This window comes from Gymnodinialimonas phycosphaerae (genome assembly GCF_019195455.1).
In the GTDB taxonomy this organism is placed as follows: Bacteria; Pseudomonadota; Alphaproteobacteria; order Rhodobacterales; family Rhodobacteraceae; genus Gymnodinialimonas; species Gymnodinialimonas phycosphaerae.
This window is the reverse complement of sequence record NZ_JAIMBW010000001.1, coordinates 656,939-674,449: the sequence shown is the minus strand read 5'-3', so window position 1 is coordinate 674,449 and position 17,511 is coordinate 656,939. Positions and strand designations below refer to the sequence as shown.

Below are 17,511 nucleotides of genomic sequence, written 5' to 3'. Positions count from 1 at the left end.
GCATGTCCATGCGCGGGGGGATTCAGGGCATGGATAGGCGGGCGCGCGGGCGAACTCAACCCAACCTGCCCCTCACCCCAATCTAACGGTCGAACGCAGGCGGTCGCGATGCATCATCAGGTATTGCATCGTCAGGATCAGCGGCGCATTCGCCATGTCGCCCTCTGCCAGCATCCGGCAGGCCAGATCGTAGGGCACAAGGTGGCTGAGGATATCCTCCCCCTCGCCCGCGTGGCCGCCAAGCCCCGCGACGCCGCCCGGCAGATCCGCAACGGCGAGATACGAGAACAACACCTGGGCGATGCCGCCCGGCGTGGGGTAGTAGCGTCCGACGAAATGCAGTTGACCAAGCGTCAGGTTGGCCTCTTCGCGCGCCTCGCGGCGGGCCGTGGACTCGGGCGTTTCTCCGGCGTCGAGGATACCCGCGATCGGCTCCAGCAGCCATGGCACGGCGTCGCCGTGGGCGTAGGGGCCCATGCGGAACTGTTCGATCAGCAGGATGCGGTCACGCACCGGGTCGTAGGGCAGAACGGTCACCGCATCCGCCACCCGGTAGACCGACCGGTTGAGCGGCCCCTGGGTCGCGCCATCAAAGCGCGTGTGGCTGAGGCTGCGTTCTTCGGTATTGAAGAATCCGTCATGGATATGGGTCGTGCCGTGGTCCCTGACGTTATCCCGCGTCAATCCCGCCCCCACGTGGGCGGGCCTGCGCCAGTGCCCTGCGCGCACCGTGGCTTCGGCGCGGGCGTGGATGATCGGGAACCGGCGGCCGACGTCCAGCGGGTCCTGCTGACCCATCTGGCGCATCATCTCGGCGGCAGCGTGCAGCTGCACCTCGCCCCACTGCCGCGCCCATGTGGGCAGTGACCAGTCCGCGCCGGGCGTGCCGGTCTGCTCAAGAGGAAACCACGCCTCTGCGTCGATCTCTGTCTCGTCCCAGATCACTTTCACGGCGCGGCGCTTGTAGCCGAAGCAGGCCTCGTAGAAATCCAGCCGCAAAAGCGATTGCGGCTCCGGGATGATCAGCACACCCTGGGCGCTGGCGTCATCGCGTTTTTCCAGCATTGGCCAGGGCTTTCCCGCCACCCAGGCGGCACGATACCCCGCCAGCGAGGCCGGCTCCATGCGCACTTCGGTGCCCGCCACCAGATCCAGCAACGGCTGGTGGCACAGGGTGCCGAACAAAAAGATCGGGGTCATCTAGCGCCACGCCCGCCCGGCGATTTCCGTCACGATGCCGCCGATGATCCCCCCCAGCAGCAATACGCCCCAAATCCCCGGCGTCAGCGATTGCTGGAAATACTGCAAGAACAGCTCCATCGCTTCAGTCAACGCCTCTCCGGGGGCAGAGTAGCGCAAATCCATCGAGCGCAAGAACATGGTGCGCAGCGCGAACAGCGCGAGGCCGAAAAGCGCGATCTGCGCCCCCGCCCGCATGCCATTGGAAGCCGCGAAAACAAAGCCCGCGCCAGCCCGGCGTCCGACGACCATCCACCCCTGCAAGAAGCCGATGATCGCGATCGTGATGTTGAAATAGGTCGCGGGCGTGCCTTCCTCGAAGGTCAGCTTCGCCTGCATCGCCGCGTAGTAACCGATCGCGAAGAAAACGATCGAGCCTACCAATTTTGCGCCCGTGGGCATGTGCCTGTCCCTTACCCTATCGGTGCGGGGCCGTATTAGATCGGCTTGCGCACCGTGATCTGCGTCACGTCGCAGTTTCCAAAATGGAACGTTGCGGCGCAAGAGGCCAGGTAAAAATTCCACATCCGCCGGAACCTGTCATCGAAACCAAGGGCGGCGATCTGGTCCCATTTCGCGTTGAATGTCTCGTGCCAACGGCGGCAGGTCTGGCTGTAGCTCTCGCCGAATTCCACCGAATGGGCGATGTGAAGTCCGGCCTTTTCCACCTGCTCTTTCAGCACCTTTGGGGCGGGCAACATGCCACCGGGAAAGATGTATTTCTGAATGAAATCAACACCATTGCGATAAACCTCCCACCGCTTGTCCTGCACCGTGATGATCTGCAAGGTCGCCTGCTTTCCGGGCTTAAGACGGTCGCGCAGGGTATCGAAGTAGACGGACCAGTATTGCTCTCCAACGGCCTCGAACATCTCGATGGAGGCGATGCCGTCATATGTGCCCTGTTCGTCACGGTAATCCTGCATCTTGATCTCGACCATGTCGCTAAGGCCTGCATCGGCAATGCGTTTGACCGCGTAATCGTGCTGTTGTTGGCTGATCGTAAGGCCCGTCACCTTGATGCCACGCTCGCGCGCCGCGTATTCCGCAAAGCCGCCCCAGCCGCAGCCGATTTCCAGCACATGGTCGCCCGCCACGGCACCCATCTGATCGACCATGGAGGCGTATTTGGCGATTTGTGCCGCCTCCAGGCTTTCCTGTCCGGTCTCGAACAGGGCGCTGGAGTAGGTCATCGTATCGTCCAGCCACAGGCCATAGAAATCGTTGCCCAGATCATAATGGGCCGAAATGTTCTTGCGCGCCTGCTTCTTCGTGTTGCGCATCAGCCAAAAGCGGAACTTTTCATAGGCGCGGATGATGCCCATGCCCAGGAAACCGTCATACACCTCGTCATTGTCGGCATGGACCACGTCCAGAAAGCCTTGCAAATCCGGCGTAGACCACCACTCATCGAGATAGGCATCACAAAAGCCCAGATCGCCCTCGCGGATCAGGCGGGCGAAGATATCAACGTTGTGAATGTCCAACTCGCCCACCGGGCCAGGCTTGGACCCTTCCACGCGAAACAGGCGTCCATCGGGCAAGCGAAAGTCGATGCGGCCATGCTCCAGCCCCTGTGCCCGTTCAAACACCGCCTTGAAATATCGTGGGAGGTCTTTTTGCCCCTCAACTGACGTCAGTACATTCATTTTCTTGCCCTTATCCCGATCGCATACATGTAAGCCGTCCCGGATTTGGGCAAGTGGCTTTTGTGCCTTATGTAAGCGTTTCTGGACACGTTTCGGTTAGAAGTCCCGGTTTTCATAGGCATTTAGCGCCCTCTTTCGCCCGTCTGCGGCACTAACGATGGGCGCGTCGGGGTAATCCATGTCAGGGCCAAGATCCCACGTGCGCGGCACGGCGTCAAAGTAGGCCAGCGCGGTGTCTTGGGGTTGGCGGGTGATCTCGGCCAGCCAGCGCATTCGGTAGCGCCCGGCCTTGTCGAACTTTTCGGCCTGGGTTTCGGGGTTGAAGACCCGGAAATACGGCGTCGCATCGGGGCCGGAGCCCGCCGACCACTGCCACCCCATCGCGTTGGAGGCCGGATCCCAATCCACCAGGCACTCCTCGAACCAGTCCATGCCGATTTTCCAATGACACATCAGATGCTTGGTCAGGTAGCTGGCCACCAGCATCCGCGCGCGGTTGTGCATCCGGCCCGTGACGTACATTTCGCGCATGGCGGCATCGACGATGGCCATACCGGTGCGGCCTTGTTTCCAGGCCTTCACCTCTTTGAGACGTTCATCCTCATTCCAGGGGAACGCGTCCCACTCCTCGCGCCAATTGGCGGTCGTGATGCGTGGCGTGTGGTACACGAGGTGGTAGGCGAAGTCGCGCCAGACGATCTCTTTCAGAAATGTCTCCGCCCCCGGTTTGCCGTCGGCCATGGCACGTTGGCCCGCGTGCCAGCAGGCGCGGGCAGAAATCTCGCCATAGGTCAGGTTTTCAGACAGCAGCGACGTGCCGTTCTTGGCCAGGTTGTCACGGGCATCGGCGTAGTCGTCGATGCCATCTCCCATGAAAGACCCCAGCCGCCCCTGCGCCGCCTGTTCGCCCACGTTAAGGTGCGGGGCCACGATGTCAGCGCCCCGGTTCATCGCGTCGCCCAGGCCCCAGTCCGCAATATCGTCCGAGGCGGGCCAACTGCCGGGGGCCGGGATTTGCGGCACAGGCAGCGCCTCCCCCGGTGAGCGGTCGCGCACCGCCTTCCAGAATGGCGTGTAGACCTTGTAAAAACCGCCCGTCTTGGTCTCGACCGTCCAGGGCTCAAAGAGGACATGGCCGTTGTGGCTGACGGCCTTGATCCCATCGTCCTTCAGCCCGGACTTCACCGCCTCGTCGCGCTTGCGGTTATCGGGATCGTAGAGGCGATTCCAATGGACGCCGTCCGCTCCGACCTCCGCGATAAGGGTCCGCAGCACCTCCAGCGCGTTGCCGCGGCGCAGGATCAGCCGCGATCCGACCGTGCGCAGCGCGTCGCCAAAGGCTTCCACCCCAAGGCCCAAGCGCCACTTCGGCGCCGCGCCGTGCCCCTCGACCACCTCGTCGCAAATAAACACCGGCACCACAGCGCCGCTTTCACAGGCTGCCACAAGCGCCGGATTGTCCGAAAGGCGGAGATCCCGCCGTACCCAATAGATCGTTGTCATGCTTGCCCCTTACCTCTGGCGAAAGCTAGGGCGAGACGCGCGGCGTCAAGGCCCTCACGACGCCTCGACCAACACCAGATCCCGTTCCGATGCGCCGACGGCGTGGGTCATGGCCTGCTTGTAGCCGTCCGACTCGTAGCACGCATTTGCCGCCTCAAGGCTGGGGAACACCGCCACCACGTTACGCGGATGGGCGCGGCCCTCCTTCTGGATCGCGGGGCCGCCGCGCGCCAGAAAGCAGCCCCCGTGGGCGGTGATCACCTCCAGCGCCAGCGCGGCGTAGCGCGCATAGGCGGCGTCATCGGTGACGGTCACATGGGCAATCCAAAAAGCCTGGGGCATGGTGCTATCCTTCTTGTTTCATTGGGCCAGAACGGCTTTTGCCGCCGCAATCGCAGCCTCCGCGTTGGAGGCATCCGCCCCGCCCCCTTGTGCGAAATCGGGACGCCCGCCGCCACCCTTGCCGCCCAACTCGGCCACGGCCGCGCGCACCAGATCAACGGCGCTGATCTTGTCCTTCAAGTCATCCGTCACACCCGCAGCCACCGCCGCCTTGCCGCCGGTGTCTGCAATCAACAGCACCGCGCCGGACCCCAGACGCGCCTTGTGCTCGTCCACGATCCCAGCCAGATCCTTGCCCGTCACGCCGCTAAGCGCCTGAGCATGGAACGCGATGCCATTCACTTCGGTCGCCTCGGGGGCCTGCGCACCGCCTGCCATCGCCAATTCGCGGCGCAATTGCGCCACCTCGTTCTCCAGCTTCTTGCGGTCGTCCTTCAGGGCCTTGACGCGGTCGATCACATCGCCGGGTTGCGCGTTCAGCTCCAGCGCCAGCGCGCCCATCCGGTGATCCTGCGCGCTGAGATAATCGAACGCGGCAGGCCCCGTCAGGGCCTCGATCCGGCGCACGCCCGCCGACGACGCGCTGTCGCCCAATGTCACGAAGACCCCGATGTCGCCGGTGCGCCGCACATGGGTGCCGCCGCAAAGCTCCAGCGAATAGGTGTTGCCGTCCGCCCCTTTGCCCGAACCGTCCTGCACCCCCATCGAGACGACGCGGACCTCATCACCGTATTTCTCGCCAAACAAGGCCTGCGCCCCAAGGCCGCGCGCGTCGTCCGGCGTCATGATCCGCGTCTCGACGGGGGCGTTCTGGCGGATATAGGCGTTCACCTCATCCTCCACCTTCGCCAGGTCTTCCAGTGAAAGCGCCTTGCCGTGGCTGAAATCGAACCGCAACCGATCCGGCGCATTGAGCGATCCGCGCTGCGCCACATGGTCCCCCAACGCGCGCCGCAGCGCCTCGTGAAGCAAGTGCGTGGCCGAGTGGTTGGCGCGAATGGTCGTGCGGCGGGAATGGTCGACCTCCAACCGCACGGCCTCGCCGATCTTCAGCGTGCCGCTTCGCACGGCCAGCCGATGGCCGAACAGACCCCCGCCAAATTTCTGCACGTCTTCGACATCCGCCGCGAAGCGTTTCTGGGGATCATCATGGCCTGCCTCAAGGCTGCGCACATATCCCTGATCCCCGACTTGACCGCCGGACTCGGCGTAAAACGGCGTCTGGTTGAACACGACCCAAGCCGTTTCACCGGTCTTGAGCGACGCCACCTCGGCGCCATCGGCCACGATGGCCAGCACCACGCCTTCAGCCACTTCAGTGTCGTAGCCCAGGAATTCCGTCGCGCCGTTCTTTTCGGCCACGTCAAACCAGATCGTCGCATCCGCCGCATCGCCAGAGCCAGACCACGCCGCGCGCGCCTTGGCTTTCTGCTCGGCCATTGCCGTGTCAAAGCCCTCGGTATCCACGGCGCGCCCCTGCTCGCGCAGCGCGTCCTGCGTCAGGTCGAGCGGGAAGCCATAGGTGTCATAAAGCTTGAATGCCGCCTCACCGGGCAAATTCGCGCCCTCGGCCAGACCAGCAACCTCTTCATCCAGCAGCTTGAGGCCGCGATCCAGCGTGGTGCGGAACCGCTCTTCCTCCAGCTTCAGCGTCTCGGTAATCAGCGCCTGCGCTTGCCCAAGCTCGGCATAGGCCTGCCCCATCTGGCTGACCAACGCAGGCACCAGGCGATACATCAACGGATCCTTTGCGCCCAACAGATGCGCATGGCGCATGGCGCGGCGCATGATCCGACGCAGCACGTAGCCGCGCCCGTCGTTGGACGGCATCACCCCATCGGCGATCAGGAAGCTCGTGGAACGCAGGTGATCCGCGATCACCCGGTGGTGCACGTTCTGGTCCCCGTCCAGATCGGTGGAGGACGCGTGGGCCGAGGCCTCCATCAGCGCCCGCATCGTGTCGGTGTCATAGTTGTCGTGGCTGCCTTGCAACAGCGCGCCGATCCGCTCCAACCCCATTCCGGTGTCGATGCTCTGCATGTCCAGTGGCACCATGGAGCCATCGGCGAACTGCTCGTTCTGCATGAAAACGATGTTCCAGATCTCGATGAACCGATCCCCGTCCTCCTCGGGCGAGCCCGGAGGTCCCCCCCAGATGTGATCGCCGTGGTCGTAGAAAATCTCGGTACACGGCCCGCAAGGCCCCGTTGGCCCCATCTGCCAGAAGTTGTCGGAGGTGGCGATGCGGATAATCCGATCCTCGGGCACACCGACCTTCTTCCAGATATCATAGGCTTCGTCATCGGTATGATAGACCGTCACCGACAGACGGTTCTTGTCGATCCCGAAGTCGCGGGTGATCAGTTCCCACGCATAACGGATGGCGTCTTCCTTGAAGTAATCTCCGAAGCTGAAATTTCCCAGCATCTCGAAGAACGTATGGTGACGCGCGGTGTAGCCGACGTTGTCCAGATCGTTGTGCTTGCCGCCCGCGCGCACGCATTTTTGAGACGAGGTAGCGCGCACGTAGTCGCGCCGTTCGACCCCCGTGAACAGATTCTTGAACTGCACCATGCCAGAGTTGACGAACATCAGCGTCGGATCATTGCGCGGCACCAGGGGGCTGGAGGGCACGATCTCGTGCCCTTGTCGCCCGAAATAATCAAGGAAGGTCGAGCGGATATCGTTGAGGCTGGTCATGGCGCGGCGGTCCCGTGGCTGGAGGTGCGGCGCATGATGTACCCTCGCGCCCAAGCGCTGTCCACGGTCCCGTCACGAAAAAGGGTGGCCTCGCGACCACCCCTTCCCTGCTTGTTCATCCTGCGGCGGGGCCAGCTCAAGCATTCCCCCGCTGCGGCGTCTTCATTCGTCGTCGTCAAGAATTTCCGGATCGTCCTTGGCCATGTCGAAGTCAAGGCCATGGGACGCACGGATCTTGTCTTCGATCTCCAGCGCGGTCTCGGGATTGTCGCGCATGAAGGACTTGGCATTCTCACGCCCCTGCCCGATCCGCTCATCTCCGTAAGAGAACCAGCTGCCGGACTTCTCGATGATGCCCGCCTTCACGCCCATGTCGATCAGCTCACCGTTCTTGGAGATGCCCTCGCCGTACATGATGTCGAATTCCACCTGCTTGAACGGCGGCGCCACCTTGTTTTTCACGACCTTGACGCGGGTGGAGTTGCCGACGATTTCGTCGCGATCCTTGATCGCGCCGATGCGGCGGATGTCCAGACGGACGGAGGAATAGAACTTCAGCGCGTTGCCGCCTGTCGTCGTCTCGGGCGAGCCGAACATGACGCCGATCTTCATGCGGATCTGGTTGATGAAGATCACCATGCAACCGGAACGGTTGATTGATCCAGTCAGCTTGCGCATCGCCTGGGACATCAGACGCGCATGAACCCCGACCGAGCTGTCGCCCATGTCGCCTTCCAGCTCGGACTTCGGCGTAAGCGCGGCGACGGAGTCAACCACCACCATGCTGACGGCACCCGAGCGCACCAGCGTGTCGACGATTTCCAGCGCCTGCTCTCCGGTGTCGGGCTGCGAGATCAGCAACTCGTCCAGATCGACGCCCAACTTGCGCGCATATTGCGGATCAAGCGCATGCTCGGCGTCCACGAAGGCGCAAACCCCGCCCTTTTTCTGCTCTTCCGCGATGGCATGAAGCGTCAGCGTCGTCTTGCCCGAGGATTCTGGCCCGTAGATCTCGATGACCCGGCCCTTCGGCAGCCCCCCGATCCCCAGCGCGATATCCAGCCCGAGCGACCCGGTGGAGGTCGACTCAATGTCCTTTAGGACATTGTCGCCGCCCAGTTTCATGATGGAGCCCTTGCCAAACTGGCGTTCAATCTGCGCCAGAGCAGAGTCGAGGGCTTTTTGCTTATCCGCAGATTTACGATCGGTCATGTCGAGAAGGTTCGCCGTTGCCATGGAGTTCAGGTCCTTATGTCATGCCGCAGGGTCTGGCGGCAATGGGGCCGGTTGTGGGGCGATCCCGCTTGCCCGGCATTGTCATGTTCTTGCCTTGTTCTCAAAATCGTTAACAAACAAAACGAGAACAATTCAAGTTAATTCTTCTGTGCTGTGATCTTTCACGGGGAGGCGTTAACAATCGGTTACTCGAATGCGGAAAAGTGAAGGGATCGGCACGTGTTGGTGTTTTGGAAGGCGCGATTGGTGCTTTTGGCGGTCCCCAAGACGGGCACGACCGCCTTGGAGCAGGCATTGCTGCCCTATGCGGATTCGGCGATTCTGAACCCGCCCCAGCAAAAGCACTGCACCGTTCGGCGATACCGCAACCAGGTGCAGAAGTTTTTCGAACAGCGCGGCCAGCGGAAGTTGGAGCTGATGGCCGTAGTCCGCGAGCCCGTCGGATGGCTTTCCAGCTGGTACCGTTACCGCGCCCGCGACGAAATCCGCGGGACGGCAAACTCCACCGCCGATATCAGCTTCGACGACTTCGTCGCCGCCTGGCTGCAGCACACACCGCCTGAATTTGCCAAGGTTGGTCGGCAATCACGGTTCGTGTCCGAGGAAGATGGCACGCTCGGCGTCGATCATCTGTTTCGCCATGACCAGTTGGACCGCGCGGTCGCCTTTCTCGAAGGGCGCGTGAAAGCGCGCCTCGATGTCGGGCGAAGCAACGTGTCCCCGGCGCGTGACGTGGGTCTGAGCACCGAGATGGACGCGCGGTTGCGCGCGGAGGCGCCTGAAGAGTTCGCGCTTTGGGCCCGGTTGGGCAGCTGACCAAGGCGTCAATGCAAGTGCCGCCGCACCGTTTCCGTCAGGTCCGTCAGCGAGAACGGCTTGGGCAGGAAGACAGAGCCCGGCACGCCGATTGACCCCTCCTCCATCGCGTCCTCCGCATAGCCGGACACGAAGACGACCTTCGTGCCGGGCCGATCTTTCAAGGCCTCACGCACCCAGGTCGGACCGTCCATGCCCGGCATGATCACATCGGTCACGAAAAGATCGATTTCGAGGCCCGCATCGGACAAGGTCTCCAGCGCCTCTTCGGCGCAACCGGCCTCCAAGACCGTATAGCCGCGCAAACGCAGCGCCCGCGAGGCAAAGGCCCGCACCGGTGCTTCATCCTCGACCAGCAACACCACGCCGGGACGATCATCCGTCAACGTCTCGTTGATCTCCGTCGCCTTAGCCTCGATCACTGCGGGCGTGGCTTCGGTTTTCACTGCCTCATGGGCGGGAATATAGATGGTGAACGTGGTGCCCGAGCCCACAACGCTGTCGACGAAGATATAGCCGCCCGTTTGCTTCACGATGCCGTAAGCCATCGAAAGGCCGAGGCCAGTCCCCTCCCCCGTGCGCTTGGTGGTGAAGAACGGCTCGAAGATCCGGTGGAGTTTGTCGGGTGGAATACCGTGGCCCTGATCGCGCACGCGGATCGTCACATAAGAGCCGACCGGCACAACCGCCTGATCGCGCGCCATCGGCTCGGTCAGATGCACCATGCGGGTCTCGACCCGCACTTCGCCGCCGTCCACCATCGCGTCGCGTGCATTCACCACGAGGTTCATGATGACCTGGTCGAGTTGGCGCCGATCGGCCCGGATCTGCGCAAGACCGGGATCGTTCGAGAGAGACAGCGTGATCCGCTCGCCCACCAGCCGATTGAGAAGATGGGTCAATTCACCGATCGAGTCGCGCAGGTCCAGAACTTCGGGTTCCAGCGTCTGCTTGCGCGAGAACGCCAGAAGCTGCCCCACGAGACTGGCTGCACGGTTGGCATTCTGATTGATCTGCACCAGGTCCGCGTAGTCGGGGTCGCCCTGATCATGGCGCAAAAGCAAAAGGTCGCAATGGCCGGTAATGGCAGTCAGCAAGTTGTTGAAATCATGGGCCACACCACCCGCCAATTCGCCGATCGCCTGCATCTTCTGGCTTTGGACGAATTGCTGCTCCAGGGTTTTCAGCTCGGTCGCGTCGTGCAAAACCGCCAGAAGCGACGGCCCGGTGCCATCGACGATCCGGCTGAGCGAGATCTGCAGAAACGTCTCATCCCGGCGCTGCTTGGCGCGCGCCACTTCCGAGCGGTTGGACACCCGTTCAGCCAGCGTATCGGCCACCCAATCGCCGACCGGACGGCCCAGGTTCTCGACAAATCGAGACATCGGGCCCGTCATAGATGCATCGATCCCCAAAAGCTTTTGGGCGTGGTGATTGGAGGCCAGAACCTCACCATCCGCACTGATATGCAGCAGCGCCACGGGCAGAGATTCGAACGCACGCGCGGCGACGGAGGCGGCAGGTGGCTCGGCCAGGCCTGGCACGGCGTAGACTTCCCGACGACCGTCCTTGGAGGGCACGACAATGGGAATGACCTCGATCTTGCCATCAGCGCCAGACAGGCTGGACCGTCGGCCCGCCACAAGCGGATGATCCGGAAAGACATCTTCAAGTGTCGTTGCGCGCCGTCCCAAAACCTCCCGCATCGCGGAATTCATCGACAAGATCGTATCGTTGTGGCTGACCACCATCATCGGCAGGCCAATCCACTCTCCATGACGCGAGTTCGCATCGGCCATATCATCAATGCGCCAAATGACACCGCCGTTCAAACGGTGCGCGGCCAAGCGGACGGTGCCACGAGGGGTCACCACGATCTCATGGGCAGAGGGACGCCGCCCCAGCGCGGTTTCCTGACGGAATACAACCGCGGCCGCATTGGGAAACAGGGACGATACGGCGCGGGCCATCGGCAGGCCCAAGCGTTCCCCGAAGCGCCGTTCAGCGGCGGCGTTCTGCAACACGATCGACCCGTCGTCATCGGTGCAAAAACACGGTGCGGGGTCATGCTGGATCAAGGCAAAGGCGGACTGGAAGGTATTCTGCACCCGCCAGATCCGCCAGATATCACGCAGCGCCACAAGGGCCGCCGCGGCAAGGCAGCCGCCGGTTGCGGCCATCAACCCAAAACGCAGTTCTGGCCCCGGTGCAAGCAGCGTTGCAACACCCGCGACCGCCCCCAACACCAGCAAAACCGTGGGCTGCACGAAAGGTTTGATCCCCCGTGCATCGGTCACTACGCGATCGACAGCCTCGTCAGTCAAAATTCAATTCGCCTTCTCTTGGATACCGTCACCGCCACGCGGCGTTGGCCCGACGTCCTCGGAAACCTGAGCCGAAATGGTTAAATTAACCTTAAGGTCATCTCGAAGACTGTATGATTTCTCATCACATGGCCAGATTTTACAGCGGGTGAAGTTCCGCCGCAAAAAACCCGTCCGATGCGGTCAGGGGTGTATCACAATGGCTCGCGCCGGCTTGCCAGCCGGGATGACGCGCCAGAAACGCGGCGATTTGTGCCTCGTTCTCGGCCTCGAAAAGCGAACAGGTCATGTAGACCAAACGACCACGAGGCGCGACCAGATCAGCCGCTTCTTCAAGGATGGAGGCTTGGGTTTTCACCAATTCTTCAAGGGCTTGCGGGCTAAGGCGCCACTTGGCCTCGGGATCACGCCGCCACGTGCCGGACCCGGAGCAAGGCACATCGGTCAACACCAGATCAAAGGGCCCACGCGCGTGCAGCTGATCGCTTGTCAGCGGTGTGATCCGCACGTCCGCACGCGTCGCGCGCGGCTCAAGATCCGCCATCCGTTGGGGCAGCGCATCATGGGCGAAAACCTGCGCCCGTGTCCGATCTGCAATAGCCAACGCCTTGCCCCCGCCCCCGGCGCAATAATCAAGAATGCGCCCGTCGTCCGGCCAAGCCACCCGCTGCATCGCCGCCTGCACGGACAAATCCTGAGGCTCCACCAAGCCCGCCAAGTAGCTGGAGGCCTGCCGCAGCCGCCGCGCGCCCTCGGTCACTTCAAGCGCTGTTGCCACCTCAGAATGCGGCTGCGTGACCAATCCATCCTCGGCCAACGCACGGGCGGCGGCCTCCCTTGTCCCACGCCGCAGGTTCACGCGCAGCCACAGGGGGGCGCGGTGCGCGAAGGTTTCCAGAAGATCCGCCAATGCATCGGGCGCGCGCGGTGCCAGAAGCGGCAAGGTCCAGTCGGGCACGTTCAAAGCCGGATCAAGGGGCGGGGCGTCCACGTCCCTTTCCGCTTCCCTTTCCGCTTCGTCCAGCGGGTCTGGCGCGTGACCTATGCCGGAGAATATCTCGTCCAAAGCAAGGCCCTGCAACCGCGCCAACCCCAGGATCAAGCCGCGCCCCGCAGGACCGCCGACTGCCTCGCAACTGCCCTTCCGGCGCAGTACGTCATAGACATGATCGCGCACAGCCGCACGATCCTTGGAGCCCGCATAACGCGCCCCGCGCGCCCACCGCGTCAGGGCCTGTTCAACCGGCGCACCGTCACGCCATGCGTCCAGAACCTCGATCGCCGCCGCATAGCGTGCTGCCGGTTGCATCTTAAACCATCACTTCAAGAGCGTTGCACAACCCACTCATCCAATACGATAATTCGGGCTTTCACGCGTGATTTGCACATCGTGAACGTGGCTCTCTTTCAGACCGGATCCCGTGATCCGGACGAACTGACACTTCGTGCGCATTTCTGCGACAGTGGCCGACCCGGTGTAGCCCATCGCGGCGCGCAGGCCACCGATCAACTGGTGCACCACCGCCCCCGCCGAGCCCTTGTAAGGCACCTGCCCTTCGATCCCTTCAGGCACCAGCTTGTCACTGGCTGCGTCCTTCTGGAAATACCGATCCGCCGAGCCCCTTGCCATGGCGCCAAGCGACCCCATGCCCCGGTAGGATTTGAACGATCGGCCCTGGTACAGGATCACCTCGCCAGGGCTTTCGTCCGTGCCCGCGATCATCGAGCCGACCATCGCACAATGGGCCCCCGCCGCGATCGCCTTGGCAAAATCGCCAGAGAACTTGATGCCGCCATCCGCGATCACCGGAATGTCGCCCGCCGCTTCCGCGCAATCGGAAATCGCCGTCAGCTGCGGCACGCCCACCCCCGCCACGATCCGCGTGGTACAGATCGAGCCCGGCCCGATCCCCACCTTCACCGCATCCGCGCCCGCGTCGATCAGGGCGCGCGTGGCCTCGCCGGTCGCGACGTTGCCCGCCACGACCTGGACCTCATTCGACAGGGATTTCACCCGCTCCACCGCAATCGCCACGCCCTCGGAATGACCATGTGCCGTATCGATGACGATCAGGTCGCAGCCTGCCTCGATCAGTGCCTGGGACCTCTCGAACCCCGCGTCGCCCACCGTCGTGGCTGCCGCCACCCGCAAGCGCCCCAGCGGGTCCTTGCAGGCCATGGGGTTCAGAACGGCCTGCTCGGTGTCCTTCAACGTCAGAAGGCCCGTCAACACCCCCTTGCTATCGGTGATCAACAGCTTCTCGATCCGCCGCGCCCGCATCAGGCTGATCGCCTCGTCGCGGTCCGCGGGTTCCCGCAAGACCGCAAGGTTCTCGGAGGTCATCATCGCGGCGACCGGCGTCTTGTCGTCCTGGGCAAAGCGCATGTCGCGATTGGTCACGATCCCCAGCACGCGCCGGGCCTCGTCGACGACCGGGAAACCCGAGAACCCATAGCGTTCCATCAGCGCCTTGGCGTCGGCCAGCGTCTGATCCGGCGTCAGTGTCACGGGCGAATACACGATCCCGCTCTCGAACCGCTTCACACGGCGCACTTCACGCGCCTGCGCCTCCACGTCCAGATTGCGGTGAATGACGCCCATGCCGCCGGCCTGCGCCATGGCAATCGCCATGCGCCCTTCGGTCACGGTATCCATGGCGGAACTCAGCAGCGGGATGTTCAAAGCGATGCTTTTGGTCACCCAGGTCCGCGTGTCGGCGTCGGACGGCAGGACCGAGGATTTGCCGGGAACCAGCAGAACATCGTCGAATGTGAGGGCCTCGCGAATCTCCATCAGGAGCACTCCTTTGAAGGGGTTCGGTTGGCACGTCGCTATCCCATGGGGCGACCAGAGGGGCAAGGCCTAAATGTGGTGTTGCGCGCCCTCGTCCCGGCCCCGGAAGCCGGTCGCCACGACGAATTTCTCCGAGCTGTCGGCACGCGACGCGCCGGGCTTCACATTCGCGACCTTCTTGAAGCGCTGTTTCAGCAACGTCTGCAACGTCCCCTCCGCGCCGCCAGCAAGAACCTTGGCCACAAAGGTGCCGCCGGGCTCCAGCACGTCGAAGGCCAGGTCAGCCGCCGCCTCACACAGCGCCATGATGCGCATGTGGTCGGTCTGTTTGTGCCCCGAGGCTGAGGCCGCCATATCGCTCATCACCACATCGGCGTTTCCGCCTAGCCATTCCTTCACCTTCAGGTCCGCGTCATCTTCCATGAAGTCCAACTGGTGCAGCTCACAGCCTGCAATCGGCTCCATCTCTTGCAGATCGAGCCCGATGATCCGGCCCACGGCCTTGCCGCTTTTCTCGCCCAACGCATTGACGCGCTTCACGGCCACCTGACACCATCCCCCGGGCGCACAGCCCAGGTCCACGACCCGCGCGCCGGGCACGAGGAAGCGATATTTGTCATCGAGATCAATGATCTTGTAGGCCGCACGTCCCCGGTAGCCGTCGCGCTTGGCGGCGGCCACGTAAGGGTCGTTCAACTGCCGCTCCAGCCACCGGGTGGAGGACAACTTGCGCCCGCGCGCGGTCTTTACCTTGACCTTCAGATCGCGCTGACCGCGTCCGCTGGTGTTCTTAACCATCTTGGCCTCACTCGCCTGCCTCATTCATCATAGAGGCGGCCTTCATCATTGTATTTAAGGCGCTTCTCCACGTCCTCCAAGGGGACGTCAAGGCGGCCTTGGTCGTGGATCGCCTGACCATACGTCGGAAGTGCGTCCACCGGCCCGGCATTTTCCGGCTTCCACAGACCCGACCGCAGGATCGCCTTGCCGCAATGGTAGAACGCCTCCTCCACTGTCACCACCACCGCGAAATCCGGCACCCGGCCCTTGATCGCCATCGCCTCGCGCAGGGGCAAATCCCGTGCGATCACCGCCGCGCCGTTAACCCGCACCACCTCATTGCGGTTCGGGACAAGAAACACGAGGCCGATGCGCCCGGTCTCAAGAATATTGCCGAAACCCATGAACAGGTGATTGCCGGGACGGTCGGGAATGGCGAGCGTCTTGTCATCCAACACCTTCACGAAACCCGCCGGATCGCCCTTGGGCGAGGCATCCACGCGGCCGTGCGCGTCCACGGTGGACATCACCAGAAACGTGGAGTGTTCGATCCACACGCGACAGTGGGTGTCGATGTGATCCAGAACCTTGTGGCGTTGGGCGATGTGGATGCCGTCCACGACGGCGCGAACCTGCTCCTCCGAGGTTACGGGATCGGTAACGGTGTAGCCCACTTAATACGGCCCGTCTTCCAGCACCCCGTCGCGGCTCATCTGTGCGTAAAGAAGCCCCTCGCGCAGCCCCCGGTCCGCAACGCTCAACCGATCCGTGGGCCACGCCCGCAAGAGCGCCTGCAAGATCGCAGCGCCGGACATGATCAGCGTCTGGCGATCGCGCCCGATGCGCGGATCGCGGCGGCGGCCATCGGGGCCAAGGGCAAGATAGCCGTTGATCACCGTATCGATCTGCGTCGATGTCATCCGCAGCCCGTCCACCTTGTTGCGATCATAGCGGCGCAGGCCGAGGTGCGAGGCCGCAACGGTTGTGACCGTCCCGCTGGTGCCGATGATCTGGAAACCTTCCAACGTCTGGTCTGCCGCATCGGTATAGGGCGAGAACTCCGCCAACTGCTCCTCGAAATACCATGACATCAGCGCGAACCGTGCGCCATCGTCGGCCACGTCGTCATACATGTCCTTCAGGGTCGCCACGCCCAGCGGGATCGAGATCCAATCCACAACCTTGGCACGCGGGAAGATGCTGTCGTCGTAGTCAAACCCCTGGTGCAGCCGCATGATCGCCTTGGGCCGTTCCAGCTTGGGCACGCGGGACAGGTCGATCCACACCAACTCGGTAGAGCCGCCACCGATATCCACCACCAGAAGCTGCTCGGTCCGCGTGGACACAAGCGGCGCGCAGCTGACGACCGCCAATTGCGCCTCTTCCTCGGGCTTGATGATCTCCAACTCAAGGCCGGTCTCACGCTTCACCAGTGCAATGAATTCGGCCCCGTTCACGGCCCTTCGGCACGCCTCCGTCGCCACCAATCGCGCGCGCTCCAACTCTACCCGGTGCTTGCTCAACTTCTTCTGGCAGATCTTCAGGGCACCGACCGCCCGCGCCATCGACGCGCGGCTCATCCGGCCCGAAGCCTCCAGCCCATGGCCCAGCTGCACCGACTTGGAGAAGCTGTCGACCACGTGCAACTGCGACCCCTTGGGCTGCGCAATCAGCATCCGGCACGAATTCGTGCCGAGATCCAGCGCGGCATAGAGATCATCCGGGTCAGGCCCGGACTTGTGGGCCTTGGCAGGCCCTGTGCGGCGTTCAACGGGCGAGACGCCGATATGCGTCCCCTTTGGGCCGACGCCGGGCGCCCCTTTCGGAGCCACCGGCGCGACGGGTCTGGGGAACGGGCCGTCTGAGCCGGGGCGCTTGGGCGACATGGCGCGGTCCTATCCAAATACGTGTTGGCGCAAAGCCTACCGCGTTCACCGATTTCAAACAATGCCTGTGACACGGTGCACGTCATGATGATGATGCACCTCATGATGATGATGAGCGTTTTGGGCCTGCCCCGCTCTGGCCGGCGGCGGGCCTTGCCCGATATCAGGACCCACACAAAAGGGCGCGCGTCGTTTTGATCGGACGTGATGTCGAAAACAGGACCACTGTGCAGCCCCACGCC

The 17,511-nt window shown here is 63.0% G+C and carries 14 protein-coding genes; 1 reads left to right on the top strand and 13 read right to left on the bottom strand.

The genetic code is table 11. The annotated features are described in order from the left end of the window. Window positions 1-72 precede the first annotated feature (72 nt). The 7 genes from KUL25_RS03385 to recA form a co-directional block, all read right to left on the bottom strand. Window positions 73-1,200 (bottom strand): NUDIX domain-containing protein, encoded by a 1,128-nt coding sequence (locus KUL25_RS03385; protein WP_257891642.1) that lies wholly within the window; start codon window positions 1,198-1,200, stop codon window positions 73-75. Next, on the bottom strand, window positions 1,201-1,641 hold the full coding sequence (locus KUL25_RS03380; RefSeq protein WP_257891641.1) for a TrgA family protein: 441 nt from the start codon (window positions 1,639-1,641) through the stop codon (window positions 1,201-1,203). Window positions 1,642-1,676: 35 nt separating this feature from the next. Next, a complete protein-coding gene (locus KUL25_RS03375) occupies window positions 1,677-2,888 on the bottom strand; it encodes an SAM-dependent methyltransferase (protein ID WP_257891640.1) in 1,212 nt (403 codons plus the stop codon). A 96-nt stretch (window positions 2,889-2,984) separates the two neighbouring features. Beyond that, complete coding sequence (locus tag KUL25_RS03370) at window positions 2,985-4,391, bottom strand: cryptochrome/photolyase family protein (protein ID WP_257891639.1); 1,407 nt, start codon at window positions 4,389-4,391, stop codon at window positions 2,985-2,987. A 54-nt stretch (window positions 4,392-4,445) separates the two neighbouring features. Next, window positions 4,446-4,733 (bottom strand): DUF1330 domain-containing protein, encoded by a 288-nt coding sequence (locus KUL25_RS03365; RefSeq protein WP_068363008.1) that lies wholly within the window; start codon window positions 4,731-4,733, stop codon window positions 4,446-4,448. Window positions 4,734-4,751: 18 nt separating this feature from the next. After that, window positions 4,752-7,433, bottom strand: a complete 2,682-nt coding sequence (alaS, locus tag KUL25_RS03360) for an alanine--tRNA ligase (RefSeq protein WP_257891638.1) — start codon at window positions 7,431-7,433, stop codon at window positions 4,752-4,754. Window positions 7,434-7,595: 162 nt separating this feature from the next. Then, window positions 7,596-8,669 (bottom strand): recombinase RecA, encoded by a 1,074-nt coding sequence (gene recA / locus KUL25_RS03355; protein ID WP_068363011.1) that lies wholly within the window; start codon window positions 8,667-8,669, stop codon window positions 7,596-7,598. Window positions 8,670-8,888: 219 nt separating this feature from the next. On the opposite strand from recA, the gene KUL25_RS03350 reads away from it, so the two are divergent. After that, on the top strand, window positions 8,889-9,485 hold the full coding sequence (locus KUL25_RS03350; RefSeq protein ID WP_257891637.1) for a gamma-glutamyl kinase: 597 nt from the start codon (window positions 8,889-8,891) through the stop codon (window positions 9,483-9,485). Between the two features lie 8 nt (window positions 9,486-9,493). Here KUL25_RS03350 and KUL25_RS03345 read toward each other — a convergent pair whose 3' ends face one another. The 6 genes from KUL25_RS03345 to KUL25_RS03320 form a co-directional block, all read right to left on the bottom strand. Continuing rightward, window positions 9,494-11,752, bottom strand: a complete 2,259-nt coding sequence (locus KUL25_RS03345) for an ATP-binding protein (RefSeq protein WP_427854475.1) — start codon at window positions 11,750-11,752, stop codon at window positions 9,494-9,496. Between the two features lie 196 nt (window positions 11,753-11,948). Next, window positions 11,949-13,118: an RsmB/NOP family class I SAM-dependent RNA methyltransferase gene (locus tag KUL25_RS03340; protein ID WP_257891635.1), complete on the bottom strand. Its 1,170-nt coding sequence runs from the start codon at window positions 13,116-13,118 to the stop codon at window positions 11,949-11,951. 36 nt (window positions 13,119-13,154) lie between these two features. Then, on the bottom strand, window positions 13,155-14,603 hold the full coding sequence (gene guaB / locus KUL25_RS03335) for an IMP dehydrogenase (RefSeq protein WP_068363021.1): 1,449 nt from the start codon (window positions 14,601-14,603) through the stop codon (window positions 13,155-13,157). Window positions 14,604-14,672: 69 nt separating this feature from the next. After that, window positions 14,673-15,401, bottom strand: a complete 729-nt coding sequence (locus KUL25_RS03330; protein ID WP_257891634.1) for an RlmE family RNA methyltransferase — start codon at window positions 15,399-15,401, stop codon at window positions 14,673-14,675. A gap of 20 nt (window positions 15,402-15,421) precedes the next feature. Next, window positions 15,422-16,057, bottom strand: a complete 636-nt coding sequence (locus tag KUL25_RS03325; RefSeq protein ID WP_257891633.1) for an MSMEG_1061 family FMN-dependent PPOX-type flavoprotein — start codon at window positions 16,055-16,057, stop codon at window positions 15,422-15,424. Continuing rightward, on the bottom strand, window positions 16,058-17,269 hold the full coding sequence (locus KUL25_RS03320; RefSeq protein ID WP_257891632.1) for a Ppx/GppA phosphatase family protein: 1,212 nt from the start codon (window positions 17,267-17,269) through the stop codon (window positions 16,058-16,060). It lies immediately after the preceding gene. Window positions 17,270-17,511: the final 242 nt, after the last annotated feature.

Coding starts and splice junctions, on each gene's coding strand:
- KUL25_RS03385 (WP_257891642.1), bottom strand. CDS start 1,200: ATGACCCCGATCTTTTTGTTCGGCACCCTGTGCCACCAGCCGTTGCTG.
- KUL25_RS03380 (WP_257891641.1), bottom strand. CDS start 1,641: ATGCCCACGGGCGCAAAATTGGTAGGCTCGATCGTTTTCTTCGCGATC.
- KUL25_RS03375 (WP_257891640.1), bottom strand. CDS start 2,888: ATGAATGTACTGACGTCAGTTGAGGGGCAAAAAGACCTCCCACGATAT.
- KUL25_RS03370 (WP_257891639.1), bottom strand. CDS start 4,391: ATGACAACGATCTATTGGGTACGGCGGGATCTCCGCCTTTCGGACAAT.
- KUL25_RS03365 (WP_068363008.1), bottom strand. CDS start 4,733: ATGCCCCAGGCTTTTTGGATTGCCCATGTGACCGTCACCGATGACGCC.
- alaS (WP_257891638.1), bottom strand. CDS start 7,433: ATGACCAGCCTCAACGATATCCGCTCGACCTTCCTTGATTATTTCGGG.
- recA (WP_068363011.1), bottom strand. CDS start 8,669: ATGGCAACGGCGAACCTTCTCGACATGACCGATCGTAAATCTGCGGAT.
- KUL25_RS03340 (WP_257891635.1), bottom strand. CDS start 13,118: ATGCAACCGGCAGCACGCTATGCGGCGGCGATCGAGGTTCTGGACGCA.
- guaB (WP_068363021.1), bottom strand. CDS start 14,603: ATGGAGATTCGCGAGGCCCTCACATTCGACGATGTTCTGCTGGTTCCC.
- KUL25_RS03330 (WP_257891634.1), bottom strand. CDS start 15,401: ATGGTTAAGAACACCAGCGGACGCGGTCAGCGCGATCTGAAGGTCAAG.
- KUL25_RS03320 (WP_257891632.1), bottom strand. CDS start 17,269: ATGTCGCCCAAGCGCCCCGGCTCAGACGGCCCGTTCCCCAGACCCGTC.